Here is a 19,425-nt window from a genome sequence, read left to right on the forward strand (position 1 = left end):
GGTCCGCGGGATTGTTCTCGGATCCACCGAAGCCCCGCAGCCGAATCGCCCGAAGGTTCGGGGTTATCCCCGATGTTGGGGACCGTCATCTCATCGCCGGGTAAAGAAAATCGGATTGCCGTGACGGCGCCCCGAACCGAGTCGTTTCCTGAATGAGGTTGCTCGGGGACTGCTCCTTCTTACCAATCCTTTCTCATCCTCGAAGGACTACTGGCATGCGCCGACTCTCCGATCGCCTCACTGAGGCGCGCCGCGACCAGCGCGGCTTCACTCTCATCGAACTGCTCATCGTCATCGTCATCCTCGGTGTCCTCGCGGGCATCGTGGTGTTCTCTGTTCGCGGTATCACCAAGACCGGCGAGCAGGCTGCCTGCAAGACCGAGTTCCGAACGGTGAACACGGCCATCGAAGCCCGCTACGCCGAGCTCGGCAGCGCCGCGCCGGCGCCGACCCTGGCGCTCCTCGCGAGCGGGGGATTCCTCCACGACACGGACACCAAGTACGTCACCGGCATCAGTGCGGCGGCGCCGTACACCGCCACGGGCACGAGCTGCGCCGGGCTGGCGGAGTAGCGCCAGACGCTCGAGCTGGAGGGCCGCCGGCCGCGCGTCGGCGGTCCTCCACCGAACTCGGACCATCGGAGGGACCCACCGTGTTCCATCACCTGCCTCGCATCGGCGAACGAGTCGACCGCCTCCTCGACGTCCTGTGGGAAGCCCGCGGCACGGACCTGATGCTCACCGTCGGCCTGCCGCCGATGATCCGGGTCGACGGGACGCTCGCGCCTGTGCCGGGTCAGCCGGCGCTGTCGGCCGACGACACCGACGGACTCCTCGCCGAGGTGCTCACGCCCGAGCAGCGCGACGTGTGGTCGTCGAGCCACGAGTACGACTTCTCGTTCTCCTGGCGCGAGCACGCCCGTATCCGCGGCAACGCCTTCACCCAGCGGGGGATGACGGCGGTCGCGCTGCGGATGATCCCGCGGACCGTGCCGACGCCGGACGACCTCGGTCTGCCGACGGTCCTGCGCGACCTGTCGCTGCGCCACCAGGGCCTGATCCTGATGACGGGGCCGACGGGGTCGGGCAAGTCGACCACGCTGGCCTCGCTCGTCGACCTGATCAACAGCAGCCGCGGCTGCCACATCATCACTGTCGAGGACCCGATCGAGTACGTCCACGACCACAAGCTGGCCGCGGTCAACCAGCGCGAGGTCGGCACCGACACGGGCAGCTTCCACGCCGCGCTGCGCTCGGTCCTCCGTGAGGACCCCGACGTCCTGCTGGTCGGCGAGATGCGCGACCTGGAGTCGATCGGGTTCGCGCTGACCGTCGCCGAGACGGGGCACCTCGTCTTCGCGACACTGCACACCAACGACACGGCCCAGTCACTCGGCCGCATGATCGACGTGTTCCCGGCCGAGCAGCAGGCGCAGATCCGCGTCCAGCTCGCCGCGGCGCTCAGCTGCGTCGTCTACCAGCGCCTCGTCCCGCGGGTCGGCGGCGGCATGGTGGCGGCGTACGAGGTGCTCGTCGCGACGCCCGCCGTGCGCAACCTGATCAAGGAGGGAAAGACGCACCAGCTGCGCAACTCCGTCGTCACGGGCGCCCGGGACGGCATGGTCACGCTGGAGCAGTCGCTCTCGCACCTGGTCCAGAGCGGTGTGGTGACCGAGGAGGACGCCGTCGCGCGCAGCCTCTACCCGAAGGACATCGAGCCCCGGCCGCGGTACGCCGTCGGCGCGGGCCGGTGAGGCGGGAGGGCCACCGATGAGGCTCAAGGGCAAGCACAGCAGGACCGAGGCCCCGGTCGCCGTCGCCCGCACCGACGAGGACGACGAGCGGCTCGGCCGCATCCTCGTCGGCGCCGGGCGGGTGCAGCCCTACCAGCTGGACGCCCTGCGCAACCAGGACGGCGGCGGCTCGCTCGCCGCCCGGCTCACCGCGTCCGGGACGATCACCGAGGACGACCTCGCCCGCACCCTCGCGGACCACCACCAGGTCGGCCTCGCGGACTTCCGCCTGCTCACCCCGGCCGCCGACGCGATCGCGCTGCTGACCCGGGACCAGGCCATCACCCTGGACGCCCTGCCGATCACCGTCGACGACGGCACGGTCACCGTGGCCGTCCTCGACCCGGCGCCCGAGCGGGTCGCGGCGCTCGCGGCGGTCCTGGAGCAGCCGCTCCGGCCGCTCGTGACCACGCGGCGCGACCTCGGCCGGGCGATCGAGACGGCGTACCCCGCCACCCGCGAGGTGGTCGGCCACATCCAGGCGTTCGAGGCCCGCGACGGCATCCGCCGCGAGACCGAGCAGCTCGACACCATCAGCGTCAACGACGACGCCCCTGTCGTCCAGGTGGTCCAGAAGGTCATCACCCAGGCACTGCGGGACCGAGCGTCCGACATCCACATCGAGCCGTCGGGCGAGCGGGTCCGGGTCCGCTACCGCATCGACGGGGCGCTGACCGACGTGCTCGACCTGCCCGGCTCGATCGGGCCGGCCCTGGTGAGCCGCGTGAAGATCCTCGGCGGCATGAACATCGTCGAGCGGCGCCGCCCGCAGGACGGCCAGATCACGATGGACATCGACAGCCGCGAGGTCGACATCCGGGTCGCCACCACGGCGGTGATCGGTGGCGAGAAGGTCGTCATGCGGCTCCTCGACAAGAGCCGGCCGCTGTTCCGCCTCGAGCAGCTCGGCATGCCCGCCGAGACGGCGGAGCGCTACTCGCAGCTCATCCGGTCGCCGTTCGGCATGGTCATCTGCGCCGGCCCGACCGGGGGAGGCAAGACGACGACGCTCTACGCGTCGCTGGGGGAGCTGAACAGCCCCGAGAAGAACCTGATGACGATCGAGGACCCGGTCGAGTACACCTTCGACTCGATCAACCAGATCCAGATCAACGAGTCGGCGGGGATCACGTTCGCCGGCGGTCTCAAGTCCATCCTCCGCCAGGACCCGGACGTGATCCTCGTCGGTGAGATCCGGGACGTCGACACGGCCCGGATCGCCGTCCAGTCCGCACTGACGGGCCACTTCGTGCTCTCGTCGCTGCACGCTACCGAGGCGGTCTCCGCCCTCTACCGCCTGCTGGACATGGGGATCGAGGCGTTCCTCATCGCCTCGTCGGTGACCGCGGTCGTCGCCCAGCGCCTGGTCCGCCGCAGCTGCACGTCGTGCCTGGCGCCGTACCAGCCGTCGCCGGAAGAGGTCGCCTTCCTCCGCAGCTTCGGCGGAACCGAGCCCGTCGGCGGCTGGCAGCACGGGACCGGCTGCCACTTCTGCGCGCACACCGGCTACCTGGAGCGGATCGGCGTCTACGAGATGCTCGTCGTCACCGACGAGGTGCGCGAGCTGATCGTCGACCGCGCGCCCCACGACCAGATGCGCAAGCTCGCCCGCAGCCAGGGGATGCGCACCCTGCAGGAGCAAGCGGTCCGGCTGGTCGGCGAGGGAACCACCACGGCCGCCGAGGTCATGCGGGCCATCTACGTCGCAGGAGTCTGACCATGCCCAAGTTCGCGTACGTCGGGATCGACCTCGAAGGTCAGCACGTCAAGGGAACCCAGAAGGCCCCGAGCCGCGGTGACGCCGAGGTCGCGCTCTACCAGCGGGACCTCCGCGAGCTCCGGGTGACGGAGAAGAAGAACCTCCTCCAGTACGAGATCTCCGGCCCGCGGATCAAGCGCGAGCACGTCATGCACCTCTCCCGCCAGATCGCGGCCTTCCTCCGTGCGGGCCTGCCGATCCTCGACGCGGTGCACTCGATCGGTGCCGAGAGCGAGAACTCCTCGGTACGCCGGATGATGCACGACATCGAGGACGGACTGCGGACCGGTGAGCGCTTCTCCGACACGCTGGAGCGCTACCCGAAGGTGTTCCCGGAGTTCTACCGCGGCATCGTGCGCTCCGCCGAGCTCACCGGCGAGCTCGACACCGTGCTCAGCCGCCTCGCCATCTACATCGAGCGGGACCTGGAGGCGCGGCGCAAGATCAAGTCCGCGCTGATCTACCCGATCGCGGTGGCGATCATGTCGGTGGTGACGGTCGTGGTGCTCGCGGTCTACGTGCTCCCGAAGTTCGAGGACTTCTTCAACGAGCTCGACGCCACGCTGCCGCTGCCGACGCGGATGCTCATGGGCTTCACCGAGTTCCTCGGCACCTGGTGGTGGGCGATCCTCGCGGGCCTCGGCGCCTGGCTGCTGCTCAGCTGGCTGGTGCTGCGCTTCGAGCGGGGCAAGTACGTCCGCGACGCCTTCCTCCTCAAGGTCCCCGTCCTCGGGACGACCATCCAGTACGCGCTGGTGGAGCGCTTCTGCCGGGTCATGGCGTCGATGGTCGGCGCCGGCGTCAACCTGCCCGAGGCGCTCCACGTCGCGACGGAGTCGCTGCGCAACCGGGTCTTCATCAAGCGGCTCAACGGCGTGACCGAGCAGATGCTGGAGGGCCAGGGCCTCGCCGGGCCGCTCGCCCGCACCCAGCTCTTCCCCGGCACCGCGACGTCCATGCTGCGGGTCGGTGAGGAGACCGGTTCGATGGACACCCAGCTCGAGGTCACCGCGGAGTACTACGAGGACGAGCTCGACTACAAGATCGCCAAGCTGACGGCGCTGTTCGAGCCGATCGTCATCGTCGTGATGGGCGGCATCGTCGGGTTCGTCGCCATCGCGCTGGTCTCGGCGATGTACGGCATCTTCCAGCAGGTGCAGGTCTGATGCGCCGGCCGGGGCCTCTGCGCTCGGCGGTCCGCGCCGACGACGGCGTGACGCTGATCGAGACGCTCGTGGCCCTCTCGATCCTCAGCATCGCCGGAGTGGCGGTGATGGCCGGCCTCCAGCTGACCGTGCAGACCTCGGACATCCACCGCAAGCAGACGACCGGCGGCGCCTACGTGCGCAGCTATGCCGAGGCCATCGAGGCCTACCTCAACACCAGTGGCCACTACGTCTCGTGCGCCGGCGCCACCGCCTATGCCCCCGGTGTGGTGGGCTTCGCCGAGCCCGCCGGCTACACCGCGCAGCAGGAGGGCGCCGCGCAACCGCTCGACGGCAACGGCTCCGTCCTGACTGGCGGATCGTGCCCCGACCGCGGCGTGCAGCGGCTGCGGATCAGCATGCGCAGCGCCGACGGTCGTGCGACCGAGAGGCTGACGATCGTGGTGCGCCGGGCCTGCGGGGAGGCGACGTCATGCGCCTGATCCGCTCGTGGCCGTGGCCGAGACAGCGGCCGCGACCGCGCCGGGAGAGCGGCGACGGAGGCTTCACGCTCATCGAGCTCGTCATCACCGTGGCGATCATGGGCATCATCGTCACCGCGCTGACCGGCGTGGTGATCAGCTACTTCAAGGCGACCGTCGACACCCAGGCACGGATGACGGAGTCGCAGGACGTGCAGTTCGCCGCGGCGTACTGGCAGCGCGACGTCGCCAGCATCGGCGTCCGCACCTACGACGCACCGTCCAAGTCGTTCCCGCTGCAGCAGTCGGTGGACGTCAGCCCCGCGTGCACGCTGCCGTCCGGGACCAACGTGGTCACGCTCGCCTGGAGCGAGTACGCCACCCCGGACTCCACGGCCACGCCGTCACGGATCACCGTGAGCTATGTCGCCCGCGCGTCGGGAGGCGCGTACGAGCTCGTCCGGGTCCGCTGCACCGGCAGCACGATCGACTCCACGGTCCGGGTCGCGCACAGCCTGCGCGCGCCGCCGACCGTCACCTGCGACGTCGCCTGCACGGGCGCCGGCGCCAACGTGCCGTCGGTCGTGCGGCTCGACCTCGCGGTCCTCGACCCCGAGGGTCACGGCACCGTCGCCTACACGGCCACCCTCTCGGGTGAACGGAGACAGTCATGAGACACCTGCGCCGCCTGCTTCCGGCGCGCGACGACCGCGGCGCGCTGCTCATCATCGCGATGGCCATCGTCACGGTGGTCGCGGTCGTGACCGGGTTCGTGCTGACCCGTGGGGACGGCAGCCTGCGGGCGACGGTCGCCCTGCGCGACGTCGCCCGGACGTCGTACGCCGCCGACGGGGCCGCCCAGGTCGCGATCAACGCGCTGCGGACCGGGTACAACGTCGGCAGCGGCGAGCCCGGCGGCTGGTACTACACGAACGAGACCGCGAACAACAGCGGCTGCTTCGGGTACGACGGGAGCGGCGCGACCGCCACCGCGAAGGACACCCTCGTCCTCGACAACCTGATCCCGCAGGCGAGCGGTGAGACGCAGAAGCCGATGTCCGCCCGGGTCGTGTGCACCCCCGACGACGACACCGGCGAGCACGGCTCCGCGGTGCCGATCAACAACGCGAACAAGCCCGGCTACGCGGTCGTCACGCTCGGCGGACCGGTCGACGCAACGGGGTCGAAGAGCCCGGGCCTGCTGGTGCGCGGCGGCATCTACTCCAACGGGGCGGTCAGGGGTCCGGTCAACGTGCTGGCCGGCGGCGTGCGCGCGGTGGGGGCGTGCGACGCGACGGTGACGGCGAGCCCCAAGAGCTGCAACACGGGCTCGCCGATCGCCGACCCGAACTACTCGAGCGAGCTCGGCGGCACGATCCCGCCGCTCCGCACGCCGCCGACGTCGTGCAACGCGGGGGTCGCGGTCTTCGAGCCCGGCTACTACGACAACGCCAGCACGCTGAACACGGCGACCAACCTATGCGCGGTGGCCTGGTTCAAGCCGGGCAACTACTACTTCGACTTCCACAACGACAGCTGCGCCAACGTCTGCCCCAGCAACGTCTACGGGACCAGCGGCAACACCTGGACCATCAACGGCAAGACGGTCATCGGCGGCACCCCCGTCGACGCGAACAACAACACGATCGCGCAGCCGCCCAGCAACGTCTCCGTGCCCGGCGCCTGCCGCAGCCCGATCACCGACGTCAACGCGCAGGGCGTGCAGTTCGTGTTCGGCGGCAACAGCCGGATCTACATCGACCAGAACTCCAAGGTCGAGCTCTGCGCGAGCTACCACGCCGACCGGCCGCCGATCGAGCTCTACGGGCTCAAGTCGGGCAGCACGCCGACCGCGACGAACGCCAACGGTCTGGTCGCGACCGCGGTCCCCACGGCCGGCAGCTTCACGCGGGCGACCACCACCGGGCCTGCCACGGACGCCGACATCGCGGCACCGAACGACGGCAACGCGGCCACCTGGAAGACGACGTCGGCGAACGCGCAGAGCACGACCCTCACCGCACAAGGGTTCCCGCCCGGCAGCGCCGTCCCGCCCGGCTCGATCCTCACCGCCGCCACGCTGCACGTGCGGCACCAGGACGCGGACGGCACCGCGAGCTCCCAGGCGACCGCCAAGGTCACCGTGGGCGCCACCACGACCGCGGCGATCAACATCCCGGTCTCGGCCACGACGACGACCTCAGACATCACGATCACCGGCACGAACCTCAACAACCTGCAGAAGGAGATCCACGACAACGGGTATCCCGGTGCGTCGATCGCCTACACGGCCAACGCCAAGAAGAACGCCGCGACGACCACGCTCGACATGGTCCGGCTGGACCTGACGTACTACGTCCCGGTGCTGCGCGGCCAGGGCGGCACCTGCATCGACGGCACCGGCGGGACCTGCCGGTTCATCGACATGAAGAACGGCAACAACAAGGTCCAGGTCTACTTTCAGGGCACGACCTACGTGCCCTACGGCGACCTGCAGCTCCTGCTGGGCAACTTCGCGAGTGAGATCATGAAGTTCGGGCTCGTGGCGCGGCAGCTGGAGTTCCAGTTCTGGAACGGCGCCTCGGACCAGACCTACCCGGTCATCGAGATCCCCGACAACTCGCCCGGCTTCGGCTTCGAGACGACGCTCGTGCGGCTCGAGGTCTACGTCTGCCCGGGGACCACGTGTGCGACCGGGGGTGAGCTGGCCCTGAGGTCGAAGGTCAGGATCTTCGACGACGGAGGGACGCCGGGGCCGCCGCACCGGCAGATGACCGTCTTGAGCTGGAGCCACAACCGCTGAGCGAGCAGGAAGTCCTCCGCGTCACCGTCCCGGTGCTGGCCGGCCTGCTGGGCCTGGCGGTCGGGTCGTTCCTCAACGTCGTCGCGCACCGGGTGCCGGTGGGGGCGTCGGTGGTCAGCCCGCCGTCGGCGTGCCCGGGGTGCGGGCACCCGATCCGGGCCCGGCACAACGTGCCGGTGGCGGGATGGCTGGTGCTGCGGGGGAGGTGCTTCGACTGCGGCGCGGCGATCAGTGCGCGCTACCCGCTCGTCGAGCTGGGGACCGGCGTGGCGTTCGCGCTGGTGGCGATGCGGCTGGGGGTGGGCTGGGACGACGACGGGGTGCGGCTGCTGCCGGCGTACCTGGCGTTCGCGGGGGTGGGCATCGCGCTGGCGCTGATCGACCTGGACGTGCAGCGGCTGCCGGACCAGATCGTGCTGCCGTCGTACCCGGTGCTGGGGGCGCTGCTGCTCCTGGGCGGGGACGGGAGTGCGCTGCTGCGGGCGGCCGAGGGGACCGTGGCGCTGGCCGCGTTCTTCTTCGTCATCTGGTACGTCGCGCCCGGGGGGATGGGCTTCGGCGACGTGAAGCTGTCCGGGCTGGTGGGCGCGATGACGGCGTACCTGTCCTGGGGGACGTTCCTCGTGGGGGCGTTCCTGGGGTTCCTGCTCGGGGCGGTCGCCGGGATGATGCTGATGGCCGGAGGACGCGCGGGACGGCGGACGGCGCTGCCGTTCGGGCCGTTCATGGTGCTGGGGGCGTGGGCGGCGATCCTGGGGGCGGGGCACCTGGGCGACTTCTACCTGGACAGCATCGGCTTCTGAGGGCGGCCCGTGGTGGGACGCGGGCTCCTAGACCCGCCGGTGGAAGCGGATGTCGCCGCCGGGGCGCCGCTGGTGGTCGAAGGCGCGATCGTGGATCCGGTGGTGGTGGTAGGAGCAGAGCATGACCCCGTCGGCCAGGTCGGTCCGGCCGCCCTGTGACCAGGGCACCAAGTGGTGGGCCTCGCACCAGGTCGAGGGGATCGTGCAGCCCTCGGCGCGGCAGACGCGGTCGCGAAGGCGAAGGGCGCGGCGCTGCGCTGGACGGTAGAGGCGGCTGGCTCGGCCGAGGTCGAGCACCTCACCCGCCGTACCGAGGACTGCGGGGATGATGCGCGCGGTGCAGGCGAGGCGCCGGGCCTGCGCTGCCGAGATCGCCAGGTCGCCCTCGCCCTCGCCGTCGCTGGTCGCGACCGCGGCCGAGGCGAGCTCGGCCCGGAGCTGGTCGAGCCCGAGCGTGACGACGACGGTCGTGGCGTCGCCGCCGTGCTGGGGAAGGTGCTCGGGGTCGAGGTTCTCGAGGAGCGCGGCGAAGGCATGGGCACGCTTGCGGTAGAGCGGGATCCGCTCGGCCTCGCTGGGGGCCGATCCCTCGATGTGGCGGGGCGAGGTGAAGGCGTCGAGGTAGGTTCGCAGCCGGTCGGTCACGCTGGTGGGGAGGACCCCGACGAGACGGGTGCGGCCCCGGCCGAGCGGCTGGAAGCGGAGGGAGGCCCGCTCACGGGCCTGGCGCTCCTCGGCCTCGAGGTGGCGGCCGTCCTCGGCCTCGGCGACCTCGGGCGCGACGACGTCGAGGATCCGGCGGGCGAGCCGGCGCAGCTCGGCCGGACGGTGGTGCGCGGCGTAGCCGACCAGTGTCTTCTCGGCCGACGTCCGCAGCTCGGGGCCGAGGCGCTCGGGGAGATCCGCGACGCCGTCGGCGATGACACGGGCCTGAGCAGGCGTGACCTCGCCGGTGCGCAGTGCGGTGGCTACCAGTGGGCGCTCCTCGAGGGAGGTCGCGAGGCGCCAGTCGGAGCGTGCGGTGGACGGCTCGGCCCGTGTCTCGTGGGAGAGCCAGGCGGCCGCGTTGCGGGCACCGGCCTGTTCGCCGACCTCGCCCGACGAGGCCAAGACGCGCAGGCGCAGCTCGGTGACCTGGGCCTCGGCCTTGGCGAGCTCGACGAGGGCGGTCTGCTTCTCGGCGGTGGTCATGAAGGCGGGATGGATGTCGACGACCTCGGCCAGCGCGCTGCGCAGGGCGCTCGCACAGGCGAGCACCGGGTGCATCGGATGCACCGGATGCACCGGGAGATCCGGGTGAGCCGGCGCCGGGTGCACCGGTGTGAAGGTATTGACCGACATGGACTTCCCCTCTCGAGACATGAACCCGCACAGCAGCGGCAGGATTCTCACGTCTCGGGGCAGGTGCCTGTGAGGGAGGCGACCCACCATAGGGGGCCGCGCCGGAACCATCAGCGACCGAGGGTTATTGCTCCGGCGTGACCTCATTCGAACATGCGTTCGATCACGCTGTCAAGGGGTGCGCCCTCCTGAGAGCTCGGAGCTCAGCGCTCGCCGAAGCAGACCAGGCAGGTGCGCGGGTCGTGCGCGATCCGGCTCGCGTGCAGGCGCGACGCCCGGGCCAGGACGTCGTCGAGCGCGCGCTCGGAGACGGCGATCTCGACGATGGCCTCCTCGAGGTCGGCCGCCAGGTGCGGGACCTCGGGTGCCGGCGTGACGCTGGCTGCTCTCATGGTTTCGAGGATCGTCCCGATGGCCGGGGGCGGCAACGGGTTCGGGCGAGGTCCGGCCGGTCGGCTGCGGCGAGCCGTCCGGACGGGTCATCCCGGCTGGGACCGGGGCCCGGCAGCCGGCAGCCGGCAGCCGGCGCTACTGCAGGGCCGCGGTCAGCCGGGCCACGTTGTCGACGTACTTGCTGCGGGCGGGGCGCTGCTCCCAGTCGGCGAGGGTGAGCTCCTTGGACAGGGCGCGGTAGGTGTCCTCGACCTCGCGCATCTTCGCGACGACGGCGGCGTCCGGCATCATCAGCGAGACCTCGTAGTTGAGCGCGAACGAGCGCATGTCCATGTTGCTCGACCCGACGACGGCGACCTGGTCGTCGATGGTGAAGTGCTTCGAGTGCAGCACGTACGGCGCCGGGTACTGGTAGATCCGCACGCCGGCCTCGAGCAGCGCCCGGTAATACGACGCCTGCGCGTGCCCCACGAGGAACTGGTCGGAGACCTCGCTGACGAACAGCTCGACGTCGACCCCGCGCTCGGCCGCCGTGGTGACCGCGTAGAGCAGCGACTCGTCGGGGACGAAGTAGGGGGAGGTGAGCGAGATCCGCTCGGTGGCGGCGTAGAGCAGCGTGGTGAACATGCGCAGGTTGTTCTCCGCGACGATGCCGGGGCCGCTGGGGACCACCTGGCAGGGCACGTCGAAGACCTCGTCGGGGCGGGCGTCGGGCTCGCCGAAGACCGGGACGAGGTCGACGACCTGGCCGGTCTCGACGTACCAGTCGGAGGCGAAGACGGAGTTGAGCGCGCCGACGACGGGTCCTTCGAGACGGACCATCAGCTCGACCCACTCGCGGCCGAGCCTGTGGTTGGCGGGCTTGTTGTAGCCGGGCTCGGTGAGGTTGAGCGAGCCGGTGAAGCCGACGCTGCCGTCGACGACGAGGATCTTGCGGTGGTTGCGCAGGTCCGGGCGCCGGAACCGGCCCTGGAGCGGCTTGATCGGCAGCATCGGGTGCCAGGAGATGCGGGTGCCGCGCAGCCGCTTGACCATCTTCTTGTAGCCGGGGATCCGGCGCGAGCCGATGTGGTCGAACAGCAGCCGTACGTCGACCCCGCGCTCGGTCGCCCGGATCATCGCCTGGAACACCGGGTCGGTCACCTCGTCCCACGCGGTGATGTAGAACTCGATGTGGACGTGGCTGCGCGCGCGGTCGATCTCGGCGGCCATCTCGGCCATCGTCCCGGCGTAGTCCGGCCAGAGCTGGACCTCGTTGCCGCCGGTCAGGGGGAGCGCGCCGAGGTGCCGGTTGAGGTCGGCGACCCGGGCCATCGGCGCGGACAGGCGGCTGCTGTCGAACGACAGCGGCAGCCGCTCGGACTGCTCGCGGATGGCCGCCAGCGCGGTGCGCTGACGGGTGATCCGGCGGTTGCCCAGGCGGGTCCGGCCGAGCAGCAGGAAGATCGAGAAGCCGATGATCGGCTCGATCATGATGAGGAGCAGCCAGGCCATGCCCGTCGACGGCTTCCGGTTGCCCGGGATGATGCCGAGCGCGACGAAGCGCAGCACCATGTCCAGGCCGAAGATGATCCAGCCGAGAGTCGACGTCGGAACGAGCAAATTCATGGGTGCACCCTATGGAATCCTGACCCCATGACGCCGCCAGAGCCGAGCTTGTTCGGACGTGTCGCGGGCGCGGTCACCGGAAAGGTGGTCGACGTCGTGCCGATCGAGGAGATCATCGAGCAGGTCGACGTGGACGCGCTGCTCGAACGGGTGGACGTCAACCGCCTGCTCGACCGGGTCGACGTGGACCGGCTGCTGGACCGGGTCGACGTGGACCGGCTGCTCGCCCGCGTGGACCTGGAGGAGCTGGTCCAGCGGGCCGGGATCCCCGACGTGGTCGCCGACACGACGGGCCGGCTGGCGGGCCGCACGCTCGACATCGCGCGGCGCCAGGTGGTCGGTCTCGACACGGTCGTCGGCGGCATCGTCGACCGGGTGCTGCGCCGCCGGGCCCCCGCGCCGCTGGGGCCGCCGCTGCTCGCGAGCGAGCGCGCCTCGGCCACCGGGCGGTACGCCGGGCCGGTCGGCCGGGCGGCGGCGGTCGCGATCGACGTGGGCGTGGTGCTGGCGTCGTACTCGATCGGGGTGGGGCTGACCAGCTTCCTGCTCGACGCGCTGTTCAACGTGTCCATCGACGGCGGCTCCGGGACCGTCGCCACGATCGCCCTGCTCACCTGGGCGGCGCTGTACGTCGTCGGGAGCACCGCCGTCACCGGCCGGACCGTCGGCAAGGCGATCGTCGGCCTCAAGGTGGTCGCCCGCAGCGGGCGCCCGCTCAGCGCCTTCGCCGCCCTGGTGCGCGCGCTGGTCCTGCCGCTCAGCCTGTCGCTGTTCGGGCTGGGTCTGGTGCCGGCGGTGCTCCGCCGCGACCACCGGGCGCTGCACGACCTGATCGCGGGCACGGCCGTCGTCTACGACTGGGGGGACCGGCCGGCGCAGATGCCGGGGCCGCTGGCGGCGTACCTGCGGGCGCACGACGCGGCCTGACCGGCGCCGGCGGCGCATCGTCCGGTGGGCACAAGCGGGCGCCGGGTTCTTGTGCCGCGGGGCCGGTCCGGGAGTGCCCGGCTTTTCCTAGCGTGATCGCCATGACCACACCTGTCGCCATCGTCACCGGATCCGCCAAGGGCATCGGCCTCGCCATCGCGCAGGACCTCACCCGGCGCGGCTACCGGGTCGTCGTCTCCGACCTCGAGGCCGAGGCCGCCGAGCAGGCCGCGGCCGGGCTGGACGGCGCGATCGCCGTACCGTGCGACGTGCGGGACGAGGACCAGGTCCGGGCGCTCGTCGCGGCCGCCACCGACCACTACGGCCGGCTCGACCTGATGGTGCCCAACGCCGGGATCGGCGTGGTGGCGCCCATCCTGGAGATGGACCTCGCCGCCTGGCGGGCCGTCACCTCGGTCAACCTGGACGGCGTCTTCACCAGCCTGCGCTGGGCGGCCCCCGCGATCATCGCCTCCGGGGGCGGCGCGATCGTCACGATCGCCTCGGTCACGGGGACGACGGGCTCGCCGCTGATCTCGTCCTACGCCGCGGCCAAGGCGGCGGTCCTCAACCTGACGAAGACCGCCGCCGTGGAGCTGCGGGCGCACGGGGTGCGGGTCAACGCCGTCGCGCCCGGGTTCATCGGGACCGACCTCGTCACCGCGGCGGCGCCGGAGTTCGAGCGGAACCTGGGCCTCGACGAGGGCGGCTTCGGGCCGGTCGTCGAGGCCAAGCAGGGCCGCTTCGGCACGACCGGGGACGTCGCCCGCGCGGTCGGCTTCCTCGCCGACCCGGAGCAGTCGTGGGTGACCGGGAGCGTGCTCACCCTCGACGGCGGGCTCACCTCGTCGTTGCTCTGAGCAACCGGCGCAGCAGACCCGGGCCTGGGCCCGGGGCCGGGCCTCGGTCCGGCCGGTCCCCGGGCTCGTGCCCGCCGCACCACTGGTCGGCGGGCACCCGGGCGCGGACGGCGGCGACGTGCCGGCCGCAGCCGGACCAGGTCGTCCTGCCGCAGGTACGACAGCGGGCGGGGTGGCACATCGCTCAGCCCTCCTGCTGGGCCGCGGGGTCGAGGGCGTCGGCGAACGAGCAGAAGGCGTCGTAGGCACGGGCGCCGTGGATGGTCGCGGGGCCGCCGTGCATGAGGAAGGTGACGCCGATCGCCTCGGCGGCCTCCTGCTTGGTCGCGCCGGCGCGGGCCGCGGCCTGGGCGTGCGAGGCGATGCAGCCGTCGCAGCCCTCGACGACGCCGATGGCGAGGGCGATGAGCTCCTTGGTGCGCGGGTCGAGGGCGCCGTCGGCGAAGGCGGCGGCCGAGAGCGCGCCGAAGCCCTGGTAGACGTCGGGGATCGCGCGGCGCAGCTGCCGGTGCAGCGGCGAGAGCTCGTCGAGGATCGGCTTGGCGTGGGGTGAGCTGGTCATGGTGGTTCCTCTCGCTGGGTGGTGCGGTGGGTGGTGTGGTGGGTGTGCGGTCAGTCGTGGGCGAAGGTGATGCGGGGCAGGATCCGGCGCAGCCAGCCGGGCGTCGCCCAGGCGGCGCGGCCGGAGAGGCGGAGCAGGACGGGGAGCAGCACGAGCCGGACCAGGAAGGCGTCGAGCAGGACGGCGACGCCGAGGATGACGCCCATCTCCTTGGGGGGCAGCGGACCGGAGAGCGCGAAGGTGAAGAACACCGCGACCATCACGCCGCCGGCCGCGAAGATCACCCGGCCCGAGTGGGCGACGGCGCCGACCATGGCCTCGCGGGGGTCGCCGGAGCGCTCCCAGTGCTCCTTGGCCGAGGCCAGCAGGAACACGGTGTAGTCCATCGCGATCGCGAAGATCATCGCGAAGAAGAACACCGGCGCCCACGCGTCGAGGAAGCCCTGGTGCTCGAAGCCGAGCAGGCCGGAGCCGTGGCCGTCCTGGAAGAGCAGCCGGGCGACGCCGAAGGCGGCCGCGGTCGACAGCAGGCTCGCGAGGGTGCCGAGCAGCGCGATCAACGGCGCCTGCAGGGCGATGAGCAGGAGCAGGAAGCCCAGCAGGAGCACGACGCCGATGACGAGCGGCGTCGAGCGGTGGAGCTGGTCGGTGAGGTCGATGTTCTCGATGGCGGCGCCGCCGACGAGGGCGGACGACGGGAGGTCGGCGCGCAGTCGCTCGACGGTCGCGGGCAGGTCCGGGTCGGAGGGGTCGACGGTCGGGACGGCCTGGAGCAGCGCGAGGTCGCTGCCGTCGGACGCCGGCAGCGTGGGCAGCACGCCCTGGATGCCGGGGTCGCCGGCCAGCACCGTGGCCGCCGCGTCGGCGTCCGCGCGGTCGACGACGACCTGCAGCATGCCGGGCGCGCCGGGACCGAAGGCGTCCTTGACCTGCTCGTAGCCGACCCGGGCGCTGGCGTCCTCGGGCAGCACCTTGATCGACGGCATGCCGGTCTTGAGGCCGACGACCGGCGCGGCCAGCACCAGCAGGACGACGGTCGCGCCGACGCCCCAGGCGACCGGCCAGCGCCACAGGTGGGCGCCCCAGCGGGCGAAGACGGGGGAGCGGTGCTCGCCGGCCTTGGCCCAGGGCAGGGCGAGCCGGTTGATCCGGTCGTCGAGTCGGGCGAGCACCAGCGGCAGCAGGGTCAGCGTCGCGGCCAGCACGAAGACGACGGCGATCATGATCCCGCCGGCCATCGAGCGGAAGGACGGCGACGGCACGAGCAGCACGGCCGAGAGCGACACGAGCACGGTCGCTCCGGACAGGAGCACGGCCTTGCCGGCGGTGTCCATGGTCTCCGCGACCGCCCGTGCGACGGCCTCGCGGGAGGCGTCGGGCCGGGCCGCGCGGGCGGCGCGGTAGCGGACCACGAGGAAGAGCGCGTAGTCGATGCCGAGCGCGAGCGCGAACATCATCGCGAAGTTCATCGCCCAGATGGAGACCGGCACCAGCTCGTTGACGAGCACCAGCGACCCGGCGGAGGCGATGAGTCCCGCGAGGGTCAGCAGGAGGGGGAGGCCGGCGGCGACGAGCGCGCCGAACGCGAGCACGAGGATCGCCAGCGTGACCGGCCAGGAGACCATCTCCGAGGTCAGCATCGCCTCGAGGTTGGCCTCGTTGAAGTCCGACCAGAGCAGCGACGAGCCGGTCGGGTTGACCTCGACGGTCGGGGTCGACAGGGCCTGGAGCTCCTCCTTGAGGTCGGAGGCGACCCGGACCATCTCGTTGGTGTCGACCCCGGCGCCGGCCAGGACGACGGCGGTCCGGCCGTCGGGGGAGAGGCTGGCGCCGGGCACGGGCGGCACCACCCCGGCGAGGCGCGGCTCGGACTCCAGCACGCGCGTCACCTGGGCGATCACGCGTGCCCCCTCGGCGCCGGACAGCGGCCCGTCGGTGCTGTGCACGACGACCTGGATCGCGTGGCTGGCGTTGCCGTCGAAGTGCTCCTGGGCGAGGTCGCGCACGGCGACCGACTCCGAGCCGTCGGCCTGCCAGCCCGCGCCGGACAGGTTCTTCTCGACCGACGGCGCGAAGATCCCGAGCCCGACCACGACGGCGATCCAGGCGATCGCGACGAGGCGGCCGTGCTCGGTGACCCGGACGCCGAGGCGGCCGAGCGGACCAGGCCGCGAGGTGTGCTGCGCCACGGTGGCGCCTCCTTTCGATTATCCCCCCGGGGGGTTACGATGAGGACCGTAGCAGATCCCCCCGGGGGGATAACGAATCGACTGAGGAGCACCCATGGACCCCGCCGCCTTCACGATCAGCGCCACCGTCCCGTCGCCGTACGACGCCACGGTCGCCCGCGTGCGCACGCTGCTGGCCGACGCCGGGTTCGGCGTCCTGACCGAGATCGACATCCGCGCGACGCTCAAGGCCAAGCTCGACGAGGACGTCCCGGCCCAGCTGATCCTGGGGGCGTGCCGGCCGCAGCTCGCGCATCGCGCGCTCCAGGCCGAGCCGCGGGTGGCGGCGCTGATGCCGTGCAACGTCGTGGTGGCCGACGCAGGGGAGGGCCGCACCCGGGTCGACGTGATGGACCCCGGTCTCCTCGCCACGCTGGCGCCCCGTCCGGAGCTCGCCGAGGTGGCCGCCGACGCCCGGGCCCGGCTGACCGGGATGATGGAGTCCCTCACCGCAGACAAGGAGCGCGTCGATGAAGCTGGAGCCTGACGAGATCAAGGCGATCATCACCCGCCTCAAGCGGGCCAACGGTCACCTCGCCTCGGTGATCCGGATGCTCGAGGAGGGCGCCGAGTGCGAGGACGCGCTGATGCAGCTCGCCGCGGTCAACAAGGCGGTCGGGCGCGGCGGCTACGCGCTCGTGGCCACCGGCCTGCAGAAGTGCCTGGTCGAGGGCGGCCCCGACAGCGTCGACGCGAAGAAGATGGAGAAGCTCTTCCTCGCGCTCGCCTGAGCGGGCGCCGGGCTCAGCGGGCCAGGATCTCGCGCACGCTCGCGGCCGTGACCGCGTTCCACAGCGGGACCCGGCGCAGCATGTAGTGCCCGATCGGGCCCATGTCGGTGAACTCGGTGTCGGCGACGGCGGCGGCGCGCTCGACGTACTTCCGGGTGGCGCGGGGCGAGGTGATCCGGTCGAGCCGGCCGTGCGCGGCGCGGAGCACCTTGCCGGTCAGCGGCGTGATCGGGTCGTCGGCCGGCAGCCACGGGGCGAGCGCGACGACACCGCGCACCGACGGGTGGTCGGCGACGGCGACGCCGGTGCGCGCGCCCATCGAGTGCCCGACGATCGCCACCGGTACGTCGTGCTCGGCGGTGATCTCGTCGAGCGCCCAGCGCGCGTCCGGGACAGGTGAGGGCAGCTCGTCGACGCCGGCGTTCCAGCCCTTGACGCCGTAGCGCAGCACCACGATACCGATGTCGTCGGCGAGCAGCGTCGGGGCGAGGTGCCGGGCCAGGGCCTGGCTGCGCCGCCAGGCGCCGCTGCGCGGGCCGAGCGGCGCGGTCGACCGGTCGGCGCCGCCGTGGAGCACCAGCACCAGGGCGCGCGGGTCCGCGGGCAGCAGGCGGTCGGTGAGCGCGCGTCCGTCAGGCATGGGTCCTCCGCAGCAGCTGGTAGGCGGCGAGGGCTTCCTCGCGCTGGATCGAGTGGTCGACCATGGGGGCCGGGTAGCCCTCGGGCGGGCCGGCCGTCCAGGGCCGGTGCACGGCCGGTGTGCCGAGGGCGGCGAGCTCGGGCACCCAGCGCCGGATGTAGGCGCCGTCGGGGTCGAACTTCACGCCCTGGGTGATCGGGTTGAACACCCGGAAGTACGGCGCCGCGTCGGTCCCGCAGCCCGCGACCCACTGCCAGTTGTGCTGGTTGCTGGCCAGGTCGCCGTCGACCAGGTGCGCCATGAAGTGCGCGGCGCCGTGGGTCCACTCGACCTGGAGGTCCTTGACCAGGAAGGACGCGACGATCATCCGCACCCGGTTGTGCATCCAGCCCTCGGCGAGGAGCTGGCGCATCCCGGCGTCGACGATCGGGAAGCCGGTCGTCCCGGCCGCCCACGCATCGAGCCGGCGGCGCTGCTCGCGCCCGGTGACGTAGGGCAGAGCCTGGAGCTCGGGCCGGAAGTAGGCCCGCGCGGTGCCCGGCCAGGCATGGAGCACGTGGGCGTAGAACTCGCGCCAGGCCAGCTCGCGGCGGAACACCTGGTCGTGGGTGTGCCGGGCGTCGAGGCCGGCGAGCAGGGTGCGCGGGTGCACCGCGCCCCACCGCAGGTACGTCGACAGGCGCGAGGTCTCGTCGAGGTCGGGGCGGTCGCGGATGTCGTCGTACGGCGTGCCGCGGAAGGCGTCCCAGCGGGTGAGCGCCGCCGCCTCGCCGGCCTCGGGCAGCTCGGCGTCGACGACCGGCTCGTCCGGCAGGTCCGCACGGGGCGCGGTGACCCAGTCGACGGTGGCCGGGTCCGAGCCGGCGGGCGCGCGCCAGCCGTGGTCGGCCCAGGCGCGGTAGAAGGGCGTGAAGACCTTGTAGGGATCGCCGCCCTTGGTGTGGAGCCGGCCCGGCGCCACGGCGTACGGCGACCCGGTGCGGACCAGGGGGACCTCGCCGAGGGCCTGGGCCACGCGCTCGTCGCGGGCGGCGCCGTAGGGGCCGAAGTCGGCGCTCACGTGCACCGCGCCCGCACCGGTCTCGCGCACCAGTGCGGGCAGCACGTCCTCGGGCCGGCCCCGGCGGACGACGAGACCCGGCCCGTGCCGGCGCAGGTCGGCGTCGAGCGCACGCAGGGAGCGCAGCAGGAAGGCCGTCCGGGCGGGGCCTGACGGGCCGAGGAGGTCGTCGTCGAGGACGAACAGCGGCAGCACCGGTCCCTCGCCGGCGGCGGCCAGGAGGGCGGGGTGGTCGCCGAGCCGCAGGTCCCGGCGGAACCACAGGATGCTCGGAGTCACCCCGCCATGCTG

19 protein-coding genes are annotated in these 19,425 nt (G+C 72.1%); 12 read left to right on the forward strand and 7 right to left on the reverse strand.

What is annotated here, in order from left to right; translation table 11 throughout:
• The first annotated feature begins 215 nt into the window (after positions 1-215).
• The 8 genes from M0M48_RS04660 (at position 216) to M0M48_RS04695 (ending at position 8,784) form a co-directional block, all read left to right on the forward strand.
• Positions 216-572: a type II secretion system protein gene (locus M0M48_RS04660; protein WP_257750244.1), complete on the forward strand. Its 357-nt coding sequence runs from the start codon at positions 216-218 to the stop codon at positions 570-572.
• Between the two features lie 80 nt (positions 573-652).
• Complete coding sequence (locus M0M48_RS04665; RefSeq protein ID WP_257750245.1) at positions 653-1,753, forward strand: type IV pilus twitching motility protein PilT; 1,101 nt, start codon at positions 653-655, stop codon at positions 1,751-1,753.
• Positions 1,754-1,769: 16 nt separating this feature from the next.
• On the forward strand, positions 1,770-3,509 hold the full coding sequence (locus M0M48_RS04670; RefSeq protein WP_257750246.1) for a GspE/PulE family protein: 1,740 nt from the start codon (positions 1,770-1,772) through the stop codon (positions 3,507-3,509).
• 2 nt (positions 3,510-3,511) lie between these two features.
• A complete protein-coding gene (locus M0M48_RS04675; RefSeq protein ID WP_257750247.1) occupies positions 3,512-4,717 on the forward strand; it encodes a type II secretion system F family protein in 1,206 nt (401 codons plus the stop codon).
• A complete protein-coding gene (locus M0M48_RS04680) occupies positions 4,717-5,199 on the forward strand; it encodes a type IV pilus modification PilV family protein (RefSeq protein ID WP_257750248.1) in 483 nt (160 codons plus the stop codon). The genes M0M48_RS04675 and M0M48_RS04680 overlap by 1 nt, the downstream gene beginning before the upstream one ends.
• Positions 5,190-5,852: a prepilin-type N-terminal cleavage/methylation domain-containing protein gene (locus M0M48_RS04685; protein ID WP_257750249.1), complete on the forward strand. Its 663-nt coding sequence runs from the start codon at positions 5,190-5,192 to the stop codon at positions 5,850-5,852. Before M0M48_RS04680 ends, M0M48_RS04685 begins: the two co-directional genes overlap by 10 nt.
• Positions 5,849-7,981, forward strand: a complete 2,133-nt coding sequence (locus M0M48_RS04690) for a hypothetical protein (protein WP_257750250.1) — start codon at positions 5,849-5,851, stop codon at positions 7,979-7,981. Before M0M48_RS04685 ends, M0M48_RS04690 begins: the two co-directional genes overlap by 4 nt.
• Before the next feature lie 32 nt (positions 7,982-8,013).
• Positions 8,014-8,784 (forward strand): prepilin peptidase, encoded by a 771-nt coding sequence (locus tag M0M48_RS04695; protein ID WP_257750251.1) that lies wholly within the window; start codon positions 8,014-8,016, stop codon positions 8,782-8,784.
• A 27-nt stretch (positions 8,785-8,811) separates the two neighbouring features.
• On the opposite strand, the gene M0M48_RS04700 is transcribed toward M0M48_RS04695, so the two are convergent.
• The 3 genes from M0M48_RS04700 to cls form a co-directional block, all read right to left on the reverse strand.
• Complete coding sequence (locus tag M0M48_RS04700; RefSeq protein WP_257750252.1) at positions 8,812-10,050, reverse strand: HNH endonuclease signature motif containing protein; 1,239 nt, start codon at positions 10,048-10,050, stop codon at positions 8,812-8,814.
• 278 nt (positions 10,051-10,328) lie between these two features.
• A complete protein-coding gene (locus tag M0M48_RS04705) occupies positions 10,329-10,517 on the reverse strand; it encodes a hypothetical protein (protein ID WP_257750253.1) in 189 nt (62 codons plus the stop codon).
• A 136-nt stretch (positions 10,518-10,653) separates the two neighbouring features.
• The gene (gene cls, locus M0M48_RS04710; protein ID WP_257750254.1) at positions 10,654-12,126 is read right to left on the reverse strand and encodes a cardiolipin synthase; all 1,473 of its coding nucleotides are present in this window, start codon (positions 12,124-12,126) and stop codon (positions 10,654-10,656) included.
• Positions 12,127-12,153: 27 nt separating this feature from the next.
• Here cls and M0M48_RS04715 point away from each other — a divergent pair, with 27 nt between their 5' ends.
• Positions 12,154-13,053 (forward strand): RDD family protein, encoded by a 900-nt coding sequence (locus M0M48_RS04715; RefSeq protein WP_257750255.1) that lies wholly within the window; start codon positions 12,154-12,156, stop codon positions 13,051-13,053.
• 101 nt (positions 13,054-13,154) lie between these two features.
• Positions 13,155-13,913 (forward strand): SDR family NAD(P)-dependent oxidoreductase, encoded by a 759-nt coding sequence (locus M0M48_RS04720; protein WP_257750256.1) that lies wholly within the window; start codon positions 13,155-13,157, stop codon positions 13,911-13,913.
• A 184-nt stretch (positions 13,914-14,097) separates the two neighbouring features.
• Here the strand turns inward: M0M48_RS04720 and M0M48_RS04730 are convergent, their stop codons facing one another.
• Complete coding sequence (locus M0M48_RS04730; protein WP_257750258.1) at positions 14,098-14,475, reverse strand: carboxymuconolactone decarboxylase family protein; 378 nt, start codon at positions 14,473-14,475, stop codon at positions 14,098-14,100.
• A gap of 50 nt (positions 14,476-14,525) precedes the next feature.
• The gene (locus tag M0M48_RS04735) at positions 14,526-16,664 is read right to left on the reverse strand and encodes an MMPL family transporter (protein ID WP_257750259.1); all 2,139 of its coding nucleotides are present in this window, start codon (positions 16,662-16,664) and stop codon (positions 14,526-14,528) included.
• A 94-nt stretch (positions 16,665-16,758) separates the two neighbouring features.
• Here M0M48_RS04735 and M0M48_RS04740 point away from each other — a divergent pair, with 94 nt between their 5' ends.
• Positions 16,759-17,190, forward strand: coding sequence for a DUF302 domain-containing protein (locus M0M48_RS04740; RefSeq protein WP_257750260.1), 432 nt, complete (start codon positions 16,759-16,761; stop codon positions 17,188-17,190).
• Complete coding sequence (locus tag M0M48_RS04745) at positions 17,174-17,434, forward strand: metal-sensitive transcriptional regulator (RefSeq protein WP_215815436.1); 261 nt, start codon at positions 17,174-17,176, stop codon at positions 17,432-17,434. The genes M0M48_RS04740 and M0M48_RS04745 overlap by 17 nt, the downstream gene beginning before the upstream one ends.
• Positions 17,435-17,447: 13 nt before the next feature.
• Here the strand turns inward: M0M48_RS04745 and M0M48_RS04750 are convergent, their stop codons facing one another.
• Positions 17,448-18,074 carry an alpha/beta hydrolase gene (locus tag M0M48_RS04750; RefSeq protein ID WP_215815435.1) on the reverse strand — a complete coding sequence of 209 codons (627 nt, stop codon included), beginning with the start codon at positions 18,072-18,074 and terminating at the stop codon, positions 17,448-17,450.
• The gene (locus M0M48_RS04755; protein WP_257750261.1) at positions 18,067-19,413 is read right to left on the reverse strand and encodes a cryptochrome/photolyase family protein; all 1,347 of its coding nucleotides are present in this window, start codon (positions 19,411-19,413) and stop codon (positions 18,067-18,069) included. Before M0M48_RS04755 ends, M0M48_RS04750 begins: the two co-directional genes overlap by 8 nt.
• Positions 19,414-19,425 lie beyond the last annotated feature (12 nt).

It is taken from the genome of Pimelobacter simplex (assembly GCF_024662235.1).
Classification (GTDB): Bacteria; Actinomycetota; Actinomycetes; order Propionibacteriales; family Nocardioidaceae; genus Nocardioides.

What these genes read in the sequence shown, in the direction of transcription:
- M0M48_RS04670 (WP_257750246.1), top strand. Translation starts at nt 1,770, where the DNA reads ATGAGGCTCAAGGGCAAGCACAGCAGGACCGAGGCCCCGGTCGCCGTC.
- M0M48_RS04675 (WP_257750247.1), top strand. Translation starts at nt 3,512, where the DNA reads ATGCCCAAGTTCGCGTACGTCGGGATCGACCTCGAAGGTCAGCACGTC.
- M0M48_RS04685 (WP_257750249.1), top strand. Translation starts at nt 5,190, where the DNA reads ATGCGCCTGATCCGCTCGTGGCCGTGGCCGAGACAGCGGCCGCGACCG.
- M0M48_RS04705 (WP_257750253.1), bottom strand. Translation starts at nt 10,517, where the DNA reads ATGAGAGCAGCCAGCGTCACGCCGGCACCCGAGGTCCCGCACCTGGCG.
- M0M48_RS04715 (WP_257750255.1), top strand. Translation starts at nt 12,154, where the DNA reads ATGACGCCGCCAGAGCCGAGCTTGTTCGGACGTGTCGCGGGCGCGGTC.
- M0M48_RS04660 (WP_257750244.1), top strand. Translation starts at nt 216, where the DNA reads ATGCGCCGACTCTCCGATCGCCTCACTGAGGCGCGCCGCGACCAGCGC.
- cls (WP_257750254.1), bottom strand. Translation starts at nt 12,126, where the DNA reads ATGAATTTGCTCGTTCCGACGTCGACTCTCGGCTGGATCATCTTCGGC.
- M0M48_RS04680 (WP_257750248.1), top strand. Translation starts at nt 4,717, where the DNA reads ATGCGCCGGCCGGGGCCTCTGCGCTCGGCGGTCCGCGCCGACGACGGC.
- M0M48_RS04700 (WP_257750252.1), bottom strand. Translation starts at nt 10,050, where the DNA reads ATGCACCCGGTGCTCGCCTGTGCGAGCGCCCTGCGCAGCGCGCTGGCC.
- M0M48_RS04720 (WP_257750256.1), top strand. Translation starts at nt 13,155, where the DNA reads ATGACCACACCTGTCGCCATCGTCACCGGATCCGCCAAGGGCATCGGC.
- M0M48_RS04730 (WP_257750258.1), bottom strand. Translation starts at nt 14,475, where the DNA reads ATGACCAGCTCACCCCACGCCAAGCCGATCCTCGACGAGCTCTCGCCG.
- M0M48_RS04745 (WP_215815436.1), top strand. Translation starts at nt 17,174, where the DNA reads ATGAAGCTGGAGCCTGACGAGATCAAGGCGATCATCACCCGCCTCAAG.
- M0M48_RS04690 (WP_257750250.1), top strand. Translation starts at nt 5,849, where the DNA reads ATGAGACACCTGCGCCGCCTGCTTCCGGCGCGCGACGACCGCGGCGCG.
- M0M48_RS04750 (WP_215815435.1), bottom strand. Translation starts at nt 18,074, where the DNA reads ATGCCTGACGGACGCGCGCTCACCGACCGCCTGCTGCCCGCGGACCCG.
- M0M48_RS04740 (WP_257750260.1), top strand. Translation starts at nt 16,759, where the DNA reads ATGGACCCCGCCGCCTTCACGATCAGCGCCACCGTCCCGTCGCCGTAC.